Here is an 18,825-nt window from a genome sequence, read left to right on the forward strand (position 1 = left end):
TGGCGTAACAGGAGCTTTGAAGTTATGGAGATCAAGCTAGAGACCTTTGGCGAGGCGACCGTGGTGATCCCGGTGGCCCGCGTGGACAGCGCAACCGCCAAGGCCTTCGAAGCCAAGGTTTTGCAGGTGGTCAACGCCGGTGGCCCGCGGGTCATCCTGGATTTTTCCGAACTGGATTACATTTCCAGCGCCGGGCTGCGCGTGGTGCTGGTTGGTGCCAAGATGACCCGCGCCCCGCGCAAGTTCGTGCTATGCGGCATGAAGCCGCACATCCGCGAGGTCTTCGACGTGTCCGGTTTCGCCAAGATCCTGTCCATTCAGCCCGACCGCGCCACCGCCGCCGCGATCTGAGCGGACATTCCGTCCGGGTTACGCCAGAGCCGCCCGCCGATCCGTTCGGCGGGCGGTTCCCGTTACGGATGCGCACAGGATGCGCACACCACTCTTCATCGATGCATGAACACCGCGAGCACCTTGCCCATCCGCCCGCCCCGCCCGGCGATGCCAGCCCCGCGAGGGCAGCCATTTACAGGCAACGGACGGTATGGAATCATGTGATCAAGATACACTCCCGCCCCATGTGAAAGCCGCCCCCATCATGAGGATCGCCGCCGCCGCCGCCCTGCTCGCCGTCTTGTTCGCGAGCCCGGCCCTGGCGCAGAAAAGCCGTCCGGCCAAGGCACCGGCCGTTTCAACCTTGTTGCAGCAGGCCACCGGCGGCGACGCCGCCGCGCAATATCAGTTGGCCCAGGCCTATCTCGACGGGAAAAGGGTCAAACGTAACGCGCAGACCGCGACGGAATGGTTCGCTTTCGCTGCCGCCAACGGCCAGGCCGGGGCCGCCACCGAGTTGGCCCAGATGTTCGAACGCGGCCAGGGTGTCAAGCGCGACGCCAAGCAAGCCGCGCTGTGGTGGTTCCGGGCCGGCATGCTGGGAGACGAAGCCGCCAGGAAACACTTCGTCGAAATGTTCCTGGACGGCGAGACCGACGACATCGGCGGCCCCACCGGCGCGGCCTGGCTTGAAGCCGCGGCCAATGCCGGCGACAGCCGGGCGCTGCTGGCATTGGGGTTGGCCTATGAACAGGGATCAGGCATTCCCGCCGACCCGCAATCGGCTCGCCACTGGTACGAGCAAGCCGCTTTTGCCGGTGACGCCGAGGCCATGTTCCGCCTGGGCAGCATGCTGCTGCATGCCCCCGGTTCCTGGCGTCTGGTGTATGTCGATCCCGAACGCGAGGCCAAGAACACCGAACGCGACGTCTATTATTCCGACCGCGACACCGCCGCCAAGGCCGGTGGCAAGGACCGCGTTCCCGACCCGATGCGTCCGGGCATGATCGAGGGCGAGCAATGGCTGCGCCAAGCCGCCCGCCAGGGACACGCCGAAGCCCAATATACCCTGGGCATGGCGTTCCTGAACGGATTCGACCTGCCGTTCGACATGGCCGAAGCGGTGCGCTGGCTTTCCGCCGCCGCCTTCGGCGGCCACGCCGAAGCGTTCATGCAAGTGGCCGAACTGGCCGCCAAGGGCCAGGGCTTTGGCGCCAAGGACCCGATCCGCGCCTGGGCCAGCTACGACCTTGCCGCCGCACGCGGCATCAAGGGGGCCGACGAAGCGCGCGACCGGATCGCCAAGTCCATGAATCAACGCCAATTGTCCCGCGCCAGACAGGTGGCGCAGGAAATGCGCGGTAACTGAGCGCGCCGCCCCCTTCTGCCCAAGGTCAATTTCCCGCCCGCTTCAGCACGTTACTTCTTGGGGAAACACAAGGAGGGGCGGCATGCGGTTGGCGTTGACACTTGGCACGATGGCCTGTTTGGCGGCAGGGGCGGCCCTCGCCCGCGAGCCGGGGATCGCCCCGCAATTCCCACCGGGACAGACCCTGGGGCTGACGGTGGCCAAGAACCCGCCGCCCGGCCTTTATCTGACCAACCGTCTGGCATGGTACGACGCGCAATTGCGTGACGACCAGGGGCGGGCCATGGGCCAGCACGTGATCGCCCGCTCCGAGGCGGTGCAACTGACCTGGGTGCCGGGCTGGCGGATCTTGGGGGCGTCGTACAAGACTTTCGTCAACGTCCCCTTCGTCGACCAGACGGTGACCCGCACCTCCCCTGCCGCCGGACGGATGGGCCGTTACCACAGCTCGGGACTTGCCGATCCCAAGGTCCAGCCGTTGGACCTGACCTGGGACGTGGGCGACGGCTGGCATGTGGGCGCCGGACTGGGCGTATACCTTCCGGTCGGCACCTGGGATTCTGGAGCCGACATCAACATCGGCCAGCATTTCTGGACCGTGGAACCGGGCCTGTCGCTGACCTACCTGCAAGACGGATGGCACGCCTCGCTGCATGTCCTTTACGACGTCAACGCCGAGAACCCGAACAACCACTACCGCTCGGGCGACCAGATGTTCGTCAACGCCACCCTGACCCGTTCGCTGTCCGGCTGGGAAGTCGGGCCGGTGGCCTATGGTCAGAAACAGGTGACGGGAGACGAGAACAACGGCGGCGCATCCACCTTCCGTGGCACCACGGCCGAACCGTCGCGGCAGGTTGGCGTCGGTCTGCTGGCCACTCACGCTCTGGGACCGGCAAAGGTAACGGCCTTCGTCACCCGCGACGTGGACGCCCGCAACACCTTGGGCGGCGACAAGTTCTGGCTGAACCTGTCGCTTCCTTTGCGTTAACGCTGTTTTTCCGGCTTGGGCAGCGGTTTGCGCCGCCATTCGGCGCGCAACGCGCTTTCGCCCGGCCGAGCCTTGGCCAAAGGCGGACGGATATAGACCGAAATCAGGTCGAGATAGGGCCTCGCGGGAATCAGGATGGTCGCCGCCGCCGTCACCACGTTGGTGGCGGTCAAAGGCGGCATGACCGGCTCTCCCGCCAGCAACAGGATGCGGCCCTGACTGAAACGGAAGGTTGGGCCCAACACGTCGTTGGCGTCCAGCACGATCTGGGCGAGGCCGGCACGCGCCGCCGGACTTTCGGCGGAATAAGGCAACGGCCCGACGTCACCGGCCAAACGCAGGGTCCCGCCGCCGCCGTTTTCGTCCTGGTAGCGGCAGGTAAAACGGATGTCGCAATAGGAGAAATCGAACTGGATGATGCCGCCGGGCGGCACCGGAAGGGTTTCCAGAGTTTCGATGTCCAGCGGCAGGGCGATACCGCCCAGGGTCATCTTCTTTGCTTCGGCCATCCGTGTTTCGGACCCAAAATGCACAACGTCGCGCACACTATCATGGTGTCATGATGGATTGAACCGTGAAGGAGGGGTATTGCTGGCTATTAACGTCGGCGCGCGGGCGGTCTAATATGCCTGCCGTCTTTCATCGATCGAGGTCACCGTGCAGGCTCAAGACATATCGCTGGCGAAGTACATTTGGCCCACCGTCCACCGTGAGGGCTATCCGTTCATCGCCTTGTTCGCCGTCGCCTCGGGTCTGCTGGGCCTGCTGTGGGGTCCGCTGTTCTGGGTCGGCCTGGTGTTGACCGTGTGGTGCGTCTACTTCTTCCGCAACCCCGACCGGGTCACGCCCAGCCGCGACGGATTGGTGATCAGCCCAGCCGATGGCGTGGTGTGCCTGTTGGGTCCGGCGGTGCCGCCGGCCGAACTGGGCATGGGCGAAGAAGCGCGGACCCGCATCTCGGTCTTCATGAGCGTGTTCGACGTGCATGTGAACCGCGTCCCGCTCAGCGGCAAGATCCTGCGTCTCGCCTACAAGTCGGGCAAGTTCCTGAACGCCGCCCTGGACAAGGCCAGCGACGACAACGAACGCATGGCGATACGCATGCAGACCGAAAGCGGCGCCGAGATCGCCTTCGTCCAGATCGCCGGATTGGTGGCGCGGCGCATCAAATGCGACCTGTCCGAAGGGCAAGAGGTCCGCACCGGGGAGCGTTTCGGCCTGATCCGCTTTGGATCGCGCGTCGACGTCTACCTGCCCGACGGCGTCGCACCGTTGGTTGCCTGCGGTCAGCGCTGCATCGCCGGCGAAACCGTTCTGGCCGACATGGTGTCCGCCGAACCCGCCCGCCAGGGAGAAATCCGCTGATGTTCAAACCCAAGGCGGATCGCGTCCGCCGCGCCAGGGGATTGCGCCCGCCGCGCATCCCCGGCCTGTCCATCAACCGGCTGATTCCCAACATCCTGACGCTGCTGGCGTTGTGTGCGGGGTTGACGTCGATTCGCTTCGGGCTGCACGGCTCGTGGGAAAAAGCGGTGCTGTCCATCATCCTGGCCGGCATTCTGGACGGCCTTGACGGGCGGGTGGCGCGGCTGCTTCAGGGAACGTCGAAATTCGGCGCCGAACTGGATTCGCTGTCGGATTTCGTCAGCTTCGGCGTGGCCCCGGCCATGCTGCTGTATTTCTGGACCATGCAAGGCGCCGGTGGCCTGGGATGGGCCCTGGTAATGCTGTACACCGTGTGCTGCGGCCTCAGGCTGGCGCGGTTCAACACCATGCTGGGCCAAGCCGACCTGCCGCCCTATGCCTACAATTTCTTCACCGGGGTTCCGGCGCCGGCGGCGGCGGGCGTGGTGCTGTTGCCCATGGTCGCCAGCTTCGAATTCGGAAACGGCTTCTTCGACAGTCCCACCGTGGTCGCGGTGTTCCTGTTGGGGGTGTCGTTCCTGATGGTCAGCACCATTCCCACCTTCTCGTTCAAGAAGGTTCGCGTTCCCAATAACTGGGTCCTGCCGATCCTGCTGATCATCGGCGTGCTTGCCGCCTTCCTGGTCACCGAGCCGTGGAAAACCCTGGCGATGATCGGCGCCGGCTACGTGCTGATGATCCCGCTCAGCATCCGCTCTTTCCGCCGCCTCAAGGCGCAGGCGGACAAGATGGCCGAGAGCGGAGAGCCCCCTCCGGCCGCGTGACCTCCCTCGGCCGGCCGCTGTGCATAACGCGCTGTGCGCGTCACAGCGTTGCTCCAATGCAACAGTAAGGGGGAATCTATGGGATCATCCCGATGCCGGCTTGAGAGTCGAACCGCGCTGGGGTAGAAACTTTCCAAAGCTTGCGAACCAGCCTAAAGGAAGGCCGCAGACATGCGCACCATGAAGTCTTTGATCGCCGCCGCCGCGCTGACCGTCGCGGTCCCGGCCGTTGCCAACGCCCAGTGGTACCTGGGTGCCGATGCCGGCGCCAACTATATGGAAGATCCGGGCGTGACCGGTTCCGATTCCGAATGGGGTGGCGTGGGTGTCGCCCAGTTCGGTTACAATTTCGGCGGCCCCAAGGCTGAGTTCGAAGTCGGTTACCGTGACAACGACGACATCTCGTCGTGGAGCACCATGGTCAACGGCATCTACGAGTTCATGCCCAACAGTTCGTGGCATCCCTTCGTCGGTGCCGGTATCGGTTGGGCTTGGCTGGACGGCGACTTCAACACCGCCGGCTCCAAGAACTCGGACAACCAGTTCGCCTATCAGGGCTTGGCCGGCGTGGCCTATGACCTCAGCACCAATTGGGCGCTGAAGGCTCAGTACCGCTACTTCGCCACCCTGGACACCGACCTCGGTCCGAACAACCAGGACGCCGATTACCACAATCACTCGATCATGGTCGGCTTCACCTACAAGTTCGCCAAGCCGGCCCCGGTCGCCGCTCCGGCCCCCGCTCCGGTTCCGGTCGCCGCCCCGGCCCCGGCCCCGGTTGCCAAGCCGGCCGCCGTGCAGAAGCAGTATCTGGTGTTCTTCGACTTCAACAAGTCGAACATCACCCCTGAAGCCGCCAAGGTCATCGACCAGGCCGCCGCCGCCGCCAAGCGCGGCAACGTCGCCCGCGTCGCCCTGACCGGCCACGCCGACCGCTCGGGTTCGGACAAGTACAACATGGCCCTGTCGCTGAAGCGCGGCAACGCCGTCAAGGACCAGTTGGTCAAGCTGGGCATCCCGGCCGACCAGATCTCGGTCATCGGCAAGGGCGAAAGCGAGCCGCTGGTGGCCACGCCGGACGGCGTCCGCGAGCCCCAGAACCGCCGCGTCGAGATCGTCCTGCCCTAATCCGGCAGCGGTCAGAAGCTGAAATCGGCCAGCCTGGAGAACCCTCCAGGCTGGCCGAAGCTTTTTTAAAACTCACAGCCGTTGCCGCCGAGGGCATGCAAACGTCACGGAGCGGCCCTTGCCGCGCCGTCACCAAGACCGTTTCTGTGTCGGCTATTGTTCCGCCAGATCGCCGCGGGTGATGGTCGCGGCCTTGATCAGGGCGGTGACATGCATGCCCGGCCGCAACGCCAGACTGGCCTGGGCGCTGGCGGTGATCTGGGCCCAGATGTCGCTGCCACCACATTCCAGCATCACGTCCACCAGCCAGTCCTCGGCGGGAGTGACCGACTTGACCACCGTCGGCAGGGCATTGCGCATGCTGATGCGCGATGGCGGGTCGACGGCGATGGCCACGTCGCGGGCATGGATACGCACGCGGACCTTGGTGCCCACCGGCAAGTCAGTCTTTCCCACCTGCAACACCCCGCCGGCAAAGGCCAGCATGGTGTCGCCATAGGTGGAATCGTGGCCGGCAATGGTGGCGCGAACCACCGCCCCCGCCTCGTAACGCCCGGTCAGCGGCCTGAGATCGGTCCGTGACAACAACTCCTCGACCGCCCCCACCGCCGCCGCCTTGCCGTCATCCATCAGGACCAGCGTGTCGGCAAGACGCAAAACCTCGTCCATGGAGTGGCTGACGTAGAGGATAGGAATGGCGAACTGGCGCGACAGCTTGGCGATGAAGGGCAACAATTCGGCCTTGCGCGACGAATCCAACGCGGCCAACGGTTCGTCCATCAGCAAGATGCGCGGGCTGGCCAACAACGCCCGGCCGATGGCCACGCGCTGTTTCTCGCCACCCGACAGCTTGGCCGGGCGACGATCCAACAGATGACCGATACCCAACACCTCGACCACCGACTCAAAGCCGATCCGGCGTTCCGCCGCCGCCAGCCGGTTCATGCCGAAGGTCAGGTTGCCGTGAACCGACAGATGGGGGAACAGCCGGGCGTCCTGGAACACATAGCCCAGACGGCGCCGTTCGGGCGACACGTCCACCTTGGCCGAAGAGTCGAACAGAACCTTGCCCTCGACCGTGACGTGACCGCTGTCGGGGCGCGACAGCCCGGCAACCATGTTGATGACCGAACTTTTGCCCGATCCCGACGGACCGAACAGGGCGGTGGTTCCCGATCCGGCGACAAGCGCCAGATCCACCAGGAACGGGCCTTGCTGGCGGCGCAACAAGATATCCAGCATGCGCCTACCCCCTCAACCGCGCCTGAACCCGGCGCGACAGGATTTCCGAAGCGATCAGCGCGGCGAAGGCCACCGCCACCGAGATGACACACAGCCGAAGCGCCTCGACCTCGGTGCCGGGAATCTGGGTCATGGCGTAAAGGGCGATGGGAAGCGTCCGGGTCTCGCCGGGAATGTTGGAAACGAAGGTGATGGTGGCTCCGAATTCCGACAACGAGCGGGCAAAGGCCAGGATCACCCCGGTCAGCACCCCCGGCGCCACCAGCGGAAGCGTGACCGTGAAGAAGGTTCGCATGGGACCGCAACCCAAGGTCCGGGCCGCCTGTTCCAAACCCCGGTCGACGCCTTCCAACGACAGTCGGATGGCCCGGACCATCAGCGGGAAAGAGATCACCGCGCTGGCGATGGCCGCGCCTTTCCAGGTGAAGGCCAAGGTGATGCCGAACCAGTCGAGCAACGCCGAACCGACCACGCCACGCCGCCCCAACACCACCAGCAAAACATAGCCGACCACCACCGGCGGCAACACCAGCGGCAGGTGGATCAAACCGTCGAACAGGGACTTTCCGGGAAAATCACGCCGGGCCAGCAACCACGCGCAGGCTATGCCCAACGGCAACGACCCGACAACGGCCCACCCCGACACCAGCAATGAAAGACGAAGCGCCTCGATCTCCAACGGGGTCAGGGTGAACATCCGCCCTCGTCCTCCTCTTTCCCTTGGGCCTCGGCTTCTTCTTCGACTTCGGGAGCCAGCATGGCGCTCAGCGCCGCCAGTTCGTCGGCGACGGCAGCGCGCGTCTTGTCCTCGATGCGGCGATAAAGCTCGACCACGGCCACGCCGCTGGGGGTCAGCCGCGCACCGCCGCCCTTGGCGCCGCCGAAGCTGGCCTCGACCACCGGCTCGGCCAAGGCGCGATTCATTTCATCCAACAGGAACCAGGCACGGCGATAGGACATACCCTGGTCCTTGGCGGCGGCGGTGATCGAGCCAAGGCGTCCCACCGCCTGCAACAGCGCCACCTTGCCCGGCCCCAACGCCGCCCAGGCACACAACCTGATCCTGATCTTGAGGTCCCGCGCCATCACGCCTCTCGCTATATATGCTGCGTATACTACGCGATTGAACGGACCCTCGCCAGATTTGTTGCAACGCCAATATTCGTGGTATTTAAGCGTGCCCTAAAATGAAACCGATACGTCCAAGAGGGATACTGGAAATGGAAAACGACACCCGGCAACTTGCTCAAGCGGTCATCGACGCCGTGCGCCGCATGGCCGTCCATTACGGCTTGTGGTTCTCTGGTGCCGCCGACAAGTTCGGCATCGACCGTGCGCTTGAAATGGAAAAGGACGCCGGCGACCGCGCCACCGCCATCATGATTGACCGCCTGTGCGCCACCTTGGGGGCCGACAAGGACGAGAACGGGATGCCGACGGCGTTGACCGCGCTGGGGTCGGAAAAGCTGTCCAAGCTGCTGGAGGCCATGGCCGTCAACTGGCTGGCGCTGGACGGCGTGTGGTTCCAGGCGGTGGAAACCCGTGAAGGCATGGACGCCGCCAAGACCATCAACGACGCCTGCTGGTCCCGCTTTTCGCCGCTCGAGGCGGCGCGCATCAAGGAACTCAAGGGACTGCCCGAAAGCGGTGGCCTGGAGGCCCTGGCCGGCACCTTCCTGCACCGCATGTACGGCGCCATCAACGAACAGAAAGTGTTCTTCGAGGAAGATGGCGCCCTGGTCATGCAGATGACTAAATGTCGGGTTCAAAACGCCCGCCAGCGCAAGGGACTGCCCGACTATCCCTGCAAGTCGGCCGGCGTGGTCGAATATTCCACCTTCGCCGCCACCGTGGACAAGCGGATCGAATGCGAATGCATCGCCTGCCCGCCCGACCCGCATCCCGCCGATTATTTCTGCGCCTGGCGCTTCCGCCTCAAGGAAGACGGCGCCGCCTGACGCAAACGAAACGGGCCGGGGTTTCCCCCGGCCCGCATTGTTTCAGCAACCCCGCCTTTATTCATATTCGGCCGAGGTTTCCTCGGTCTTGCGATCATACTTGATGATGATCTTCGAGGTTTCACACAGGTTGAAATCCTCCCATTCCGCATCCTCGCCATCGGAATAGACCACCTTGATGTCCCATTTGCAGGTCTTGGCCGCACGATGGAAGCGGATATGGATCTTCTGGCCGTTGCCCAAGGCGTCTTGGCCCAACACGTCCTCTTCCCAATCGTCCCCATCGGACGGAGACACGAACACCTGGTCGATGGTATAGCCGGTCTTGTTGACCAGGTCGAAATCCTGCTTGGCCTGGGCCCAGGCCGTTCCCGCGACGACCATCCCCATCGACGCCAGCACCGCGATCTTGCGCAACATGTGCCCCCTCCTTGTTTAGCCGGGGCCACCCCCGGCTTGGCCATCACCATACCCCACAGCCAGCCATCATCGAAAGAGAGGTCGGAGTATATCCAACCACAGCGTTCATTCCAAAGTGTCACAACCTGTGAGTGGCCGACCGCATCATGACCATTGTATTATAGCGGCCTCTTACGCGAAGGAAGCATTGGAAGGATGCAAAAGCTGGCGGCAACCGCGGCGATCGGTCTTGCGACCCTGGCCCAGGGCATTTCATCCGCCGCGGCCGAACCGGTTCGGCTGCGGATTGGCGGCTATGCCAAATGGTGGGTGTCGGGCGGCACCAACGATGCCGGCTATCTGGCGGCGAGCGGTTCCGACGTCAATTCCATGGACGTCAAGGGCGACGCCGAAATCCACATCCTGGGAACGGGTCGCCTGGACAACGGCCTGATCCTGGGCTTCAAAAGCGAACTCGAAGCCGGCGGCGACACCAGCCAGAGCAGCGATCCCATCGACAAGTCGTTCGTGTGGATCGAGGGCGGCTTCGGCAAGATCGAGGCCGGCACCGACTACAACGCCGCCTCGCTGTTGCATGTGGCCGCACCCGAGGCGGCGGGATTGTGGAACGGCCCGCCGGTCGGGCTGATGGCCAACACCAACGTCGCCCGACCGGCGGCGGTATCCACCATGTACAGCGGTAACCAAACCGAACTGGACCACGACGACAACGCCGACAAGGTCCTTTATTTCACCCCAAGCTTCGCCGGCCTCGCCGCCGCGCTCTCCTACACCCCCTCGGCCCTGGCCGAGGACCGGCGCGAACCGACACGCGCGTCGGAGGTCTATGCCCTGGGCCTGGGTTGGAACGGCACGGTCGGGCCGGTGACGGTCGCCGCGTCCTCGGGTCTGTTGACCGGCTCGTTGGCTTCCGCAGCCGGCGGCTCCACCGTCCGCGCCTTCTCCGCCGGCCTGCAACTGTCCTATGACGGCGTCACCATCGGCGGGTCGATGGGCGACGACCACCACGATTACGGACCCGGCGCACGAATCGCCACCGACGACAGCGGCCGTTCGTGGGACATGGGCATCATGGTGGAACGCGGGCCTTGGGCGCTCAGCCTCGACTACTACCACTCCTCGGTGCGGGGAGAGGTGATCAATCCGGCTGACGACCGCATCGATGTCTGGCAGATTTCAGGGAAGTACGTACTGGGGGAAGGCGTGGCGCTGATGGCCGCCTTTGGCCATGTCGCCTATGACGACGAAGGACCAGACACCGACCACGCGGCCCACAATGACGGTACCAGCCTGATGACCGGACTTGGACTGTGGTTCTGATCGCCGCGCTTTTGGCCATGGTGATGGCCTGGGCAACGGTTCCGGCACAAGCGGCCGGGCTGACCGAGGCGGAGCGTGCCTATGTGGCATCGCACGGCCCCTTTACCTATTGCGTCGATCCCGATTGGCCGCCTTACGAAGTGATCACCCCCCAGGGCGAACACCAGGGCATCGCCGGCGACCTGTTGCGGCTGGCGGCCGAGCGGGCCGGCATCCAACTGACCTTGTTGCCGACCAAGGATTGGAGCGATTCCATCGCCGCCTCGCAAGACGGGCGCTGCCAGTTCCTGTCCTTCCTCAACAAATCCCCCAAGCGCGAGGAATGGCTGAGCTTCACCCGGCCGCTGTTCACCGACCGCAACGTCATCGTCACCCGCGAGGACCACCCCTATATCGACGACCTGGCCCACGAAACCGGCAAGGTGATGGTGCTGCCGCGCGGCACCTTCATCGAGGAGATGGTGCGCCGCGACTTTCCCGGCCTGAAACTGGTCACCACCAACAGCGAGGCGGAAGCCTTCTTCATGGTGTCCAACAAACAGGCGGACATGACCGTGCGATCCATGATCGTCGCGGTCTACACCATCAAGAAGGACGGCTGGTTCAATCTCAAGGTCTCGGGCGAGATACCGGGATACGAGAACAACCTGCGTATCGGCGTGCGCAAGGACATGGCGTTGTTGCGCGACATCCTGGACAAAGGCGTCGCCGACATCAGCCCCAGCGAACGCAACGCCATCGCCAACCGCCACGTTTCCATCAGCGTCCAATACGGCGTCGATTACGGCTTGATCGCCAAGATCGTCGGCGCCTTCATGATCGCCTTGCTGACCAGCCTGTTCTGGCTGTCACGGCTGCGCGGCATGAACCGCAAGCTTCTGGCCTTGTCACTGACGGACCCGCTGACCCTTCTGGCCAACCGTGCATGCCTGAACCAACGCCTGGAACAGGAGTGTCAGCGCGCCCGACGCCACGGCACGGCCTTTTCGGCGATCCTGTTCGACCTTGACCATTTCAAGCGCATCAACGACGAATTGGGCCACCTGACCGGCGACACGGTTCTGGTGCAGTTCGCCGCCATCGCACGAGCCACCGTCCGCACCCAGGACGTGGTCGGCCGCTGGGGCGGCGAGGAATTCCTGGTGCTGTGCCCGGAAACCAATTTGGAACAGGCGGCCATCCTGGCCGAACGGTTGTGCCGGGCGGTGCGGGAGCATGATTTCCAGACCACCCGCCGCCATACCGTGAGCGCCGGCGTCGCCGAATTGTCCGAAAGCGACACCGTCGATTCCTTGCTGAACCGCACGGACCAAGCCTTGTACCAGGCCAAGAACGGCGGCCGTGACCGGGTCCAGGCACGGGCCGCGACCGACAGGCAATAACTTTCCGCAATCAATCTACATACATTATTGCATTCCGTGAAATTTAAGGACATACAATTCCGGCACACAATGCCGGAGGCGTTTCCGTGAACCATCTTGCCAACCAATCCCAGGCTCCTGGCGGTCTGTACGCCCATCGCCCCACCATCCATCCACGCACGGTCACGGGGGCCAACCGACGCCGCAAGAACGCGGTCAACCTGACCATCCTGGGCCTGTTGGCCATTGTCCCCTGGCTGCGCTGGGACCGCGGCCACGGCATGCCGAATCAGGCCGTTTTGTTCGATTTCGCCGCCATGCGCGGTTATTTCCTGGATCTCGCCATCTGGCCCCAGGAATTCTATTTCCTTACCGCCATCCTGATCATCGCCAGCTTCGGATTGTTCCTCGTCACCGCCTTACGGGGACGGATGTGGTGTGGCTTCGCCTGCCCACAAACCGTATGGACGGATATATTTGTATGGATAGAAAATTCCATACAAGGCGACCGCAACGCCCGCCTCAGGCTTGAGCGCATGCCGCTTTCGTTCGGCAAGGCGGTAAAAAAGGGAATCACCCACGCCCTGTGGCTGACGGTGTCCGCCGCCACCGCCCTATCCTTCGTCGTCTTCTTCACCGACGCCCCCACCGCGTTGACCGCCCTGACAAGCGGCACGGCCAGCGTCACCTTGCTCGGGTTCGTGCTTTTCTTCACGCTGTCCACCTATTTGCTGGCGGGTTGGGCGCGCGAACAGATGTGTTTCTGGATGTGCCCATGGCCACGCATCCAGGGCGCCATGCTGGACCACCACACCGTCATGGTGGAATACGACCGCGCCCGTGGCGAAACCCGTGGCCAGGCACGAATCGGCCAGGACATGAAGGGACGCGGCCATTGCGTCGATTGCCGCCTGTGTCTTCAGGTCTGCCCCACCGGCATCGACATCCGCGAGGGATTGCAGATGGAATGCATCGGCTGCGGTCTGTGTGCCGACGCCTGTGACGGGGTGATGGCGCGTTTCGGACTGCCTTCCGGTCTGGTGGGATGGAAGGCGCAGATCCCGAAGCCATGGTTCCACCGCCCCCGCGTGCTGCTCTATGCCGGCCTGATGGCGGTGGTGATCGCCTGCATGGTGGTGGCCGGCGGCCGGCGCAACATGCTGGAACTCAACCTCTTGCACGAACGGTCGCCGTTGTTCGTGACCCTGGCCGACGGCTCGACCCGCAACGACTACACCGTCAAGGTGATCAACCGGGAGCGACGCGAACGCGACCTGCGCCTCAGTCTGTCCGGGCTTGACGGCGCCACCGCCGACCAGGACCGAATTCGGACCACGGCCGACGACGTCACCACCTTTCGACTGGGAATCCGGGTTCCGGCCCGATCCGTTCCCGGTGACAGCGCTGCCTTGCGGGTGCGTCTGACCGACACCGAAACCGGCGAGTGGACCGAGGCGCAGACCTTCTTCGCCGGTGGAGTGGCGCGGTGACGGACAGCCTGACATAATCCCCCCGGCAATCGGAAAGGCAGGACGGCAGGCAATGGATTCGGGCAAAGGGTGGACGCCACGGCTGAATGGCGACGGCAAACCCATCTACCAGGCCATTGCCGACGCCATTGCCGCCGACCGCGACAATGGCGTGCTGTCTCCCGGCACCCGCCTGCCTCCCGTGCGAACCCTGGCCGAGCGGCTGGGACTGGACTTCACCACCGTGTCACGCGCCTATGGCGAAGCCCGGCGGCGGGGACTGGTGGTCGGGCGGGTCGGACAGGGAACCTTTGTCTGCGCCGCCCCGCCGGCCGCCGAGACGGCACCGGCGACGGCCATCGACATGAGCATGAATGCCCCGCCGATTCCCGCCGATTCCAAGATGCTGGAACGCATGCGGCGCGAGATGGCGGAGTGCGCCGCCGACATCCCGCCGCGAATAATGTTCGGTTATGGCACCACCGCTGGGGCCGGGGAAGACCGCGCCGCCGGCATCACCTGGCTGAACCGCCGCCTTGAAGGACTGGACCAAGAGCGTGTCCTGGTCTGTCCCGGCGCCCAAGGGGCGTTGCTGGCGCTGTTCTCGTCGCTGGCGCGGCCGGGCGACACCGTGCTGTGCGAGGCGCTGACCTATCCCGGCGCCAAATCCCTGGCCGCCCATCTCGGTCTGAAACTGGCGGGGGTCGCCATGGACGACCAGGGCTTGCGACCCGACGCCTTCCGCGCCGCCTGCGAAACCCTGGGCGCCAGGGTGCTTTATTGCAACCCGACCCTGCACAACCCCACCACCGTCACCTGGAGCGAGGCCCGCCGCGTCGAGATCGCCGCCATCGCCCGGCATTTCGGCGTCGTCATCGTCGAGGACGACGCCTATGGCATGCTTGCGCCACAGTCGCCGCCGCCTCTGGCGGCGCTGGCACCCGACCTGACCTATCATGTCGCCGGCCTGGCCAAATGCCTGGCGCCGGGGTTGCGGGTCGCCTATCTGGCCGTTCCCGACCGCCGTCTGGCGTTGCGGGCGACGGCGGCCTTGCGGGCGACATCCATGGCGGCGTGCCCGGTCACCACACGGCTGGCCACCCGCTGGATCGCTTCGGGACTGGCCGACGCCCTTTTGCACGCCATCCGCGCCGAGGCCCGCATTCGCCAGGGCATCGCCCGCGACATCCTGCCCGCCGACAGTTTCCGCACGGCCGACGGCGCCTTCCACTTGTGGCTTCCCCTGCCCGCCGGCTGGCGCCCCACCGAGTTCGCCGACGCCTTGCGCGCCGCCCGCCTGATCGCCGCCGGCACAGACGCTTTCGCCGCCACGGACGACGCGCCGCAGGGGGCGCGCCTGTGCCTGGGCACCCTGAACGGCGCCGACGAAACCCGCCGCACCCTGGAATTGCTGGCCGAGTTGCTGGATCAGGCACCGGCCCTGACGCGCTCGGTGATCTGAACGAGCCCTGCGATCAGTAGGTAGCAAATGAGGTCCCCTCCCTTGCCCGTCTACCAATAGCGCTTCACCGACCAGTGGACGAAGGGGCGCCAGCGTCGATATAAAGCCGGATGATCCGCATCACCCATCGCATCAGCATCGACGAGAAGGAACTGGAGGAGAGCTTCGTCCGTTCGTCCGGGCCAGGGGGCCAGAATGTAAATAAATTGGCCACCGCAGTTCAACTGCGGTTCGACGTGCGGAACTCCCCTTCCCTGCCGGACAGGGTCAAGGAGCGGATGGTCGCCATCGCCGGTGGCCGCATGACCCAAGACGGGGTGCTGATCATCATCGCCCAGCGCCACCGCACCCAGGAGCGCAACCGCGCCGACGCGCTGGAGCGCCTGATCGATATGCTGCGCGACGCCGCCGCCCCACCGCCGCCAGTGCGCCGCCCGACCAAGCCCACCAAGGGATCGCAAACCCGCCGGCTGGATAGCAAATCCAAGCACTCGGCGACAAAGCGCCTGCGGTCAGAGCGCCTGGATTAGGTATGGGCTGGCCCGCGCCTCTCGAAACGATCGGGTAAGATCGCTGAGCTTTGAGAGAGGGAGAGGAGCGGACCGATGGATATCGTGGTTCTTGGGATCGATCTGGGCAAGAATTCTTGCAGCGTGGCCGGACAGAATGCGGCGGGGCAGGTCGCTGGTGTCTGCGGGTGGTGGAAACAGATGGCCTGACAGTCGAACGGCAGCACGGAAACCGGGCCCATTGAACGGCCTTCGAGGCCGGTGTGATTATGAGGACCGGGCTGCACGGATCTCCATCTTGGCCGGGGGCATCGCTCCGAGGCCGGATACGTTGAAGCAGACTGATCGAAGCCGGAGCATCAAACCACTTGCGGACGGGGCGGGCCATACGGTCAATGGCTCCCGCTGCGAACGCGGGGTGGATATCACCTGCGCCGGTTCAGCCTGGCATCGCCGTCAAGGCCTATCATACAGCTTCATGACTGGCGGGATTTCACCGCCTGCACAATGCTGAAAGGCTTCTGCTCACGATCAGCCGTGAACTGTGTGCGACTGGATCGTAGGCACCTCTGCGTTGGGTCGTGCCCATAAGTTTCCGCCCTGTTCCACAAGCACGGGGGCCACTTTCGGGAAATTTGGCACAGTTCCGCAGTCGGTTATGCCCAGCGTGGCCGGAACCGGCATCCTGCCACTTTTGGGGTGGGTGAAGGGAAGCGAACCCTCGGCGGAAGCTGGGCAAAAGCTGCCACTCCGAACGCCGTACTTGCCTAAAAACGGGGTTCTGGCATAATGCCGGTCCCATCGTGGGAATGGCAGTTTTCCGCCAACTCCCAGCGGACGCGGGTGTAGCTCAATGGTAGAGCAGAAGCTTCCCAAGCTTACGACGAGGGTTCGATTCCCTTCACCCGCTCCAAGCCTTTCCCCTTAAAAATCAAACAGTTAGTGACGCGCCGCAAGGCGCGATGACTACCTTTCCCCGTGATGAATACGCCTATAGTACGTTCGTCACCGGGATTTCAGGGGAAGGGGCGGGAAGGCTCACGCCTCCCCATTCACCCATGCCTGAAGGTCTTCGATAGCGTACAGGACCAGCTTGCCGCTGGGCTTCCTGAACTTCGGCCCCTTGCCCTGGCTGGCCCAATTGGCAAGTGTCTTCGGCTGGACGTGCAGGAAGGCGGCGGCTTGTTCACGGCTGAGATAGGTGGGGCGGATGTCCATAGCGTCTCCATGAAATGAGAAAACCCCCGCCAGTTTCCCAGCGGGGGCACCATGTCCGGCATTGTCACCAGTTGGCGACAACCCGGCTGTCTTCGGCGTAGCTGTTGCGCTTGCCGCCCACGAACAGGTTGGTGGCCTTCTGCCAGCCTTCGGTGTGGCGGGTCGGCGGGCGCGCATTCGGCGCCTGGACCGAAACTTCGATCACCGCCTTAGGCAGGGCGATGCACCATATCGCTTGTGCAACCAGGTTGAAGGCGACCCGTAAAGGCCTGGAGCTTCGAAATCTCCTCACCGGCTTTGCCAGAAAGGAGGATATCCAGGCTTTGTGGGTGGAAGCCGGCGAAACCGAGGAATGGGCAGGGCGCATCATTGATGGGCACCGGGCGCCTGCGCAAGCGCGAGATCGACCTGGAAGACATCGGGCGCAACGTCATCGTCCAGGCCACCTGGATAGCCTCGGCCGAGTACTATTTGAACGAGGGAATGGTGGAAATCTGCCTTGCACCCGCGCTCATGCCGTACCTGCTCGACCTCAAGCGCAATTTCACCACCGTGGCGCTGAAATACGCCATCGGCATGAAAAGCGCCCATGCCATCCGCATCTATGAACTGTTGAAGCAATACCAGGGCATCGGCCACCGCCTTGTCACCATCGCCGATCTGCGGTGATTTTGCGGCATCGGGGCGGGGGATTATCGCTTCTACAAGGATTTTCGCGTGCGCGTGGTGGACATGGCGCGGCGCGAGATCAACGCCAAGACCGACATCGCTTTCGAGTACGAGGAAATCAAGGAAGGCCGCAAGGTGGCGGCGCTGCGCTTCACCATCACCCGCAACGCCCGCGCCGACAAACCCGACCCGCTGCGCGACGATCCCCGCCTTGCCCGCCTCGTCACCCGCCTGACCACCCACGGCATGACCGAGGACGCCGCCCGCGCCATTGTCCAGACGCACGAGCCGGAATTGGTGGAATGGGCGACAACGACCTTGGCCCGCAAGCTCAAGGCCAAGGAGCCGGTGGAAAACCCCGCCGGATGGCTGCGTAAGGCCATCGAAGAAGATTGGCGACCGCAACCCACCCTATTTGCCCAGAAGCAAACCCAGGCCCGCGAAACCGAGCGGCAGGCCGAACGGGAGCGCCTGGACTTGGAGGCAAAGACAGCGGAGGGACGCAAGGCAGACGCTGCCCACGAAAAAGCCGCCATCATGGCCTATGTCAACTCACTGTCCCCGGAGGAACGGGAAGCCCTGGAACAGGGCTTCCGGGAACACCTCACTGCCACCGTCCCGGCGATAGTCGCGAAGCGGTTTACCGGTGGGGAGACGTGGGGGTTGGACCCTTTAATAAGAAAGCAAGCAATTCTATTACTGACAGATATAAAACAAAAAACTACACCGTTGATGAAACAACTCCATCTACAACAACTTTTGCAGCTAAATACAATTCCCTAACGCCTGCCAACCCCCTATTCTGTTCGCCGCCATGTGCAACAGAATTTCTGAGTGTGTACGCGGAATCAAGCTGATCAACAACCATTCCATTTTCATCCATAAAAACTTTGAAATTTCTTGACCAATTTACATCAAACTTCTCAAGCAGCTGCTTTATTTGTTCGCACGAATAATTCGTTCCCTTTTTAAAATACGACTGTATGAATTTTGTAATTCTCGGGTGGGCACGCCCAGACAGTCTTTCAAGAACGATTATCTCAACAGAACGCTCCACAAAACCACATATTAATATGGCACCGAATTTTGCCATATCTGCTCGAATTTCATCGTCAACACTGTTCGCCCCCGCTCGCGAGAAAAAACTATCAAGCTTTTTGACGCGAGATTCGATAGCAAACCTCATC

22 protein-coding genes and 1 tRNA gene are annotated in these 18,825 nt (G+C 63.6%); 15 read left to right on the forward strand and 8 right to left on the reverse strand.

Features of this window, described 5'->3' with window-relative positions; all coding sequences use genetic code 11:
• Positions 1 to 24: 24 nt before the first annotated feature.
• The 3 genes from G4223_RS01880 (at position 25) to G4223_RS01890 (ending at position 2,693) form a co-directional block, all read left to right on the forward strand.
• Entirely contained in the window at positions 25 to 351 is a 327-nt protein-coding gene (locus tag G4223_RS01880) for an STAS domain-containing protein (protein WP_163674223.1), read from the forward strand.
• A 247-nt stretch (positions 352 to 598) separates the two neighbouring features.
• On the forward strand, positions 599 to 1,702 hold the full coding sequence (locus G4223_RS01885) for a tetratricopeptide repeat protein (RefSeq protein ID WP_163674225.1): 1,104 nt from the start codon (positions 599 to 601) through the stop codon (positions 1,700 to 1,702).
• Positions 1,703 to 1,784: 82 nt separating this feature from the next.
• Complete coding sequence (locus G4223_RS01890; RefSeq protein ID WP_163674228.1) at positions 1,785 to 2,693, forward strand: SphA family protein; 909 nt, start codon at positions 1,785 to 1,787, stop codon at positions 2,691 to 2,693.
• On the opposite strand, the gene G4223_RS01895 is transcribed toward G4223_RS01890, so the two are convergent.
• Positions 2,690 to 3,202 carry a hypothetical protein gene (locus tag G4223_RS01895; protein ID WP_163674230.1) on the reverse strand — a complete coding sequence of 171 codons (513 nt, stop codon included), beginning with the start codon at positions 3,200 to 3,202 and terminating at the stop codon, positions 2,690 to 2,692. The two genes, G4223_RS01890 and G4223_RS01895, sit on opposite strands and share 4 nt — an antisense overlap.
• A 148-nt stretch (positions 3,203 to 3,350) precedes the next feature.
• On the opposite strand from G4223_RS01895, the gene G4223_RS01900 reads away from it, so the two are divergent.
• From G4223_RS01900 to G4223_RS01910, 3 genes are all read left to right on the forward strand, one after another.
• Positions 3,351 to 4,058: a phosphatidylserine decarboxylase gene (locus tag G4223_RS01900; RefSeq protein WP_163674233.1), complete on the forward strand. Its 708-nt coding sequence runs from the start codon at positions 3,351 to 3,353 to the stop codon at positions 4,056 to 4,058.
• Positions 4,058 to 4,882, forward strand: a complete 825-nt coding sequence (gene pssA, locus G4223_RS01905) for a CDP-diacylglycerol--serine O-phosphatidyltransferase (protein WP_163674235.1) — start codon at positions 4,058 to 4,060, stop codon at positions 4,880 to 4,882. Before G4223_RS01900 ends, pssA begins: the two co-directional genes overlap by 1 nt.
• Positions 4,883 to 5,053: 171 nt before the next feature.
• On the forward strand, positions 5,054 to 6,010 hold the full coding sequence (locus G4223_RS01910; protein WP_163674238.1) for an OmpA family protein: 957 nt from the start codon (positions 5,054 to 5,056) through the stop codon (positions 6,008 to 6,010).
• Between the two features lie 153 nt (positions 6,011 to 6,163).
• Here G4223_RS01910 and modC read toward each other — a convergent pair whose 3' ends face one another.
• Genes modC through G4223_RS01925 form a run of 3 tightly spaced genes read right to left on the reverse strand, consistent with a single transcriptional unit; the run spans position 6,164 to position 8,338 of the window.
• Positions 6,164 to 7,252 carry a molybdenum ABC transporter ATP-binding protein gene (gene modC / locus G4223_RS01915; protein WP_163674241.1) on the reverse strand — a complete coding sequence of 363 codons (1,089 nt, stop codon included), beginning with the start codon at positions 7,250 to 7,252 and terminating at the stop codon, positions 6,164 to 6,166.
• A 4-nt stretch (positions 7,253 to 7,256) separates the two neighbouring features.
• Positions 7,257 to 7,949 (reverse strand): molybdate ABC transporter permease subunit, encoded by a 693-nt coding sequence (gene modB / locus G4223_RS01920; RefSeq protein WP_163674242.1) that lies wholly within the window; start codon positions 7,947 to 7,949, stop codon positions 7,257 to 7,259.
• Complete coding sequence (locus G4223_RS01925) at positions 7,937 to 8,338, reverse strand: winged helix-turn-helix domain-containing protein (protein ID WP_163674245.1); 402 nt, start codon at positions 8,336 to 8,338, stop codon at positions 7,937 to 7,939. The genes modB and G4223_RS01925 overlap by 13 nt, the downstream gene beginning before the upstream one ends.
• Before the next feature lie 134 nt (positions 8,339 to 8,472).
• On the opposite strand from G4223_RS01925, the gene G4223_RS01930 reads away from it, so the two are divergent.
• A complete protein-coding gene (locus G4223_RS01930; RefSeq protein WP_163674248.1) occupies positions 8,473 to 9,210 on the forward strand; it encodes a DUF6125 family protein in 738 nt (245 codons plus the stop codon).
• Positions 9,211 to 9,267: 57 nt separating this feature from the next.
• Here the strand turns inward: G4223_RS01930 and G4223_RS01935 are convergent, their stop codons facing one another.
• Positions 9,268 to 9,630: a hypothetical protein gene (locus G4223_RS01935; protein WP_163674251.1), complete on the reverse strand. Its 363-nt coding sequence runs from the start codon at positions 9,628 to 9,630 to the stop codon at positions 9,268 to 9,270.
• A gap of 195 nt (positions 9,631 to 9,825) precedes the next feature.
• Here G4223_RS01935 and G4223_RS01940 point away from each other — a divergent pair, with 195 nt between their 5' ends.
• The 6 genes from G4223_RS01940 (at position 9,826) to G4223_RS01965 (ending at position 16,664) form a co-directional block, all read left to right on the forward strand.
• Positions 9,826 to 10,950 (forward strand): porin, encoded by a 1,125-nt coding sequence (locus G4223_RS01940; protein ID WP_163674254.1) that lies wholly within the window; start codon positions 9,826 to 9,828, stop codon positions 10,948 to 10,950.
• On the forward strand, positions 10,941 to 12,332 hold the full coding sequence (locus G4223_RS01945) for a diguanylate cyclase (protein ID WP_338086796.1): 1,392 nt from the start codon (positions 10,941 to 10,943) through the stop codon (positions 12,330 to 12,332). The genes G4223_RS01940 and G4223_RS01945 overlap by 10 nt, the downstream gene beginning before the upstream one ends.
• Before the next feature lie 86 nt (positions 12,333 to 12,418).
• A complete protein-coding gene (gene ccoG, locus G4223_RS01950) occupies positions 12,419 to 13,801 on the forward strand; it encodes a cytochrome c oxidase accessory protein CcoG (RefSeq protein ID WP_163674256.1) in 1,383 nt (460 codons plus the stop codon).
• A 52-nt stretch (positions 13,802 to 13,853) separates the two neighbouring features.
• Positions 13,854 to 15,242: an aminotransferase-like domain-containing protein gene (locus tag G4223_RS01955; protein WP_163674259.1), complete on the forward strand. Its 1,389-nt coding sequence runs from the start codon at positions 13,854 to 13,856 to the stop codon at positions 15,240 to 15,242.
• Positions 15,243 to 15,352: 110 nt separating this feature from the next.
• Positions 15,353 to 15,772 carry an alternative ribosome rescue aminoacyl-tRNA hydrolase ArfB gene (arfB, locus tag G4223_RS01960; RefSeq protein WP_163674262.1) on the forward strand — a complete coding sequence of 140 codons (420 nt, stop codon included), beginning with the start codon at positions 15,353 to 15,355 and terminating at the stop codon, positions 15,770 to 15,772.
• Between the two features lie 818 nt (positions 15,773 to 16,590).
• Positions 16,591 to 16,664 (forward strand) — tRNA-Gly (locus G4223_RS01965).
• A 125-nt stretch (positions 16,665 to 16,789) separates the two neighbouring features.
• Here G4223_RS01965 and G4223_RS01970 read toward each other — a convergent pair.
• Both G4223_RS01970 and G4223_RS01975 read right to left on the reverse strand, forming a co-directional pair.
• Positions 16,790 to 16,969 (reverse strand): helix-turn-helix transcriptional regulator, encoded by a 180-nt coding sequence (locus G4223_RS01970; RefSeq protein WP_163674265.1) that lies wholly within the window; start codon positions 16,967 to 16,969, stop codon positions 16,790 to 16,792.
• Positions 16,970 to 17,033: 64 nt separating this feature from the next.
• Positions 17,034 to 17,174, reverse strand: coding sequence for a hypothetical protein (locus G4223_RS01975; RefSeq protein ID WP_163674031.1), 141 nt, complete (start codon positions 17,172 to 17,174; stop codon positions 17,034 to 17,036).
• A gap of 167 nt (positions 17,175 to 17,341) precedes the next feature.
• On the opposite strand from G4223_RS01975, the gene G4223_RS20330 reads away from it, so the two are divergent.
• Both G4223_RS20330 and G4223_RS01985 read left to right on the forward strand, forming a co-directional pair.
• Complete coding sequence (locus G4223_RS20330; protein WP_163674268.1) at positions 17,342 to 17,638, forward strand: RepB family plasmid replication initiator protein; 297 nt, start codon at positions 17,342 to 17,344, stop codon at positions 17,636 to 17,638.
• 9 nt (positions 17,639 to 17,647) lie between these two features.
• Positions 17,648 to 18,421, forward strand: a complete 774-nt coding sequence (locus G4223_RS01985) for a hypothetical protein (protein WP_338086799.1) — start codon at positions 17,648 to 17,650, stop codon at positions 18,419 to 18,421.
• Here the strand turns inward: G4223_RS01985 and G4223_RS01990 are convergent.
• Entirely contained in the window at positions 18,360 to 18,824 is a 465-nt protein-coding gene (locus tag G4223_RS01990) for a HEPN domain-containing protein (protein ID WP_163674274.1), read from the reverse strand. The genes G4223_RS01985 and G4223_RS01990 overlap by 62 nt on opposite strands.
• Position 18,825: the final 1 nt, after the last annotated feature.

The organism is Magnetospirillum aberrantis SpK (genome assembly GCF_011022235.1).
GTDB lineage: Bacteria > Pseudomonadota > Alphaproteobacteria > Rhodospirillales > Magnetospirillaceae > Magnetospirillum > Magnetospirillum aberrantis.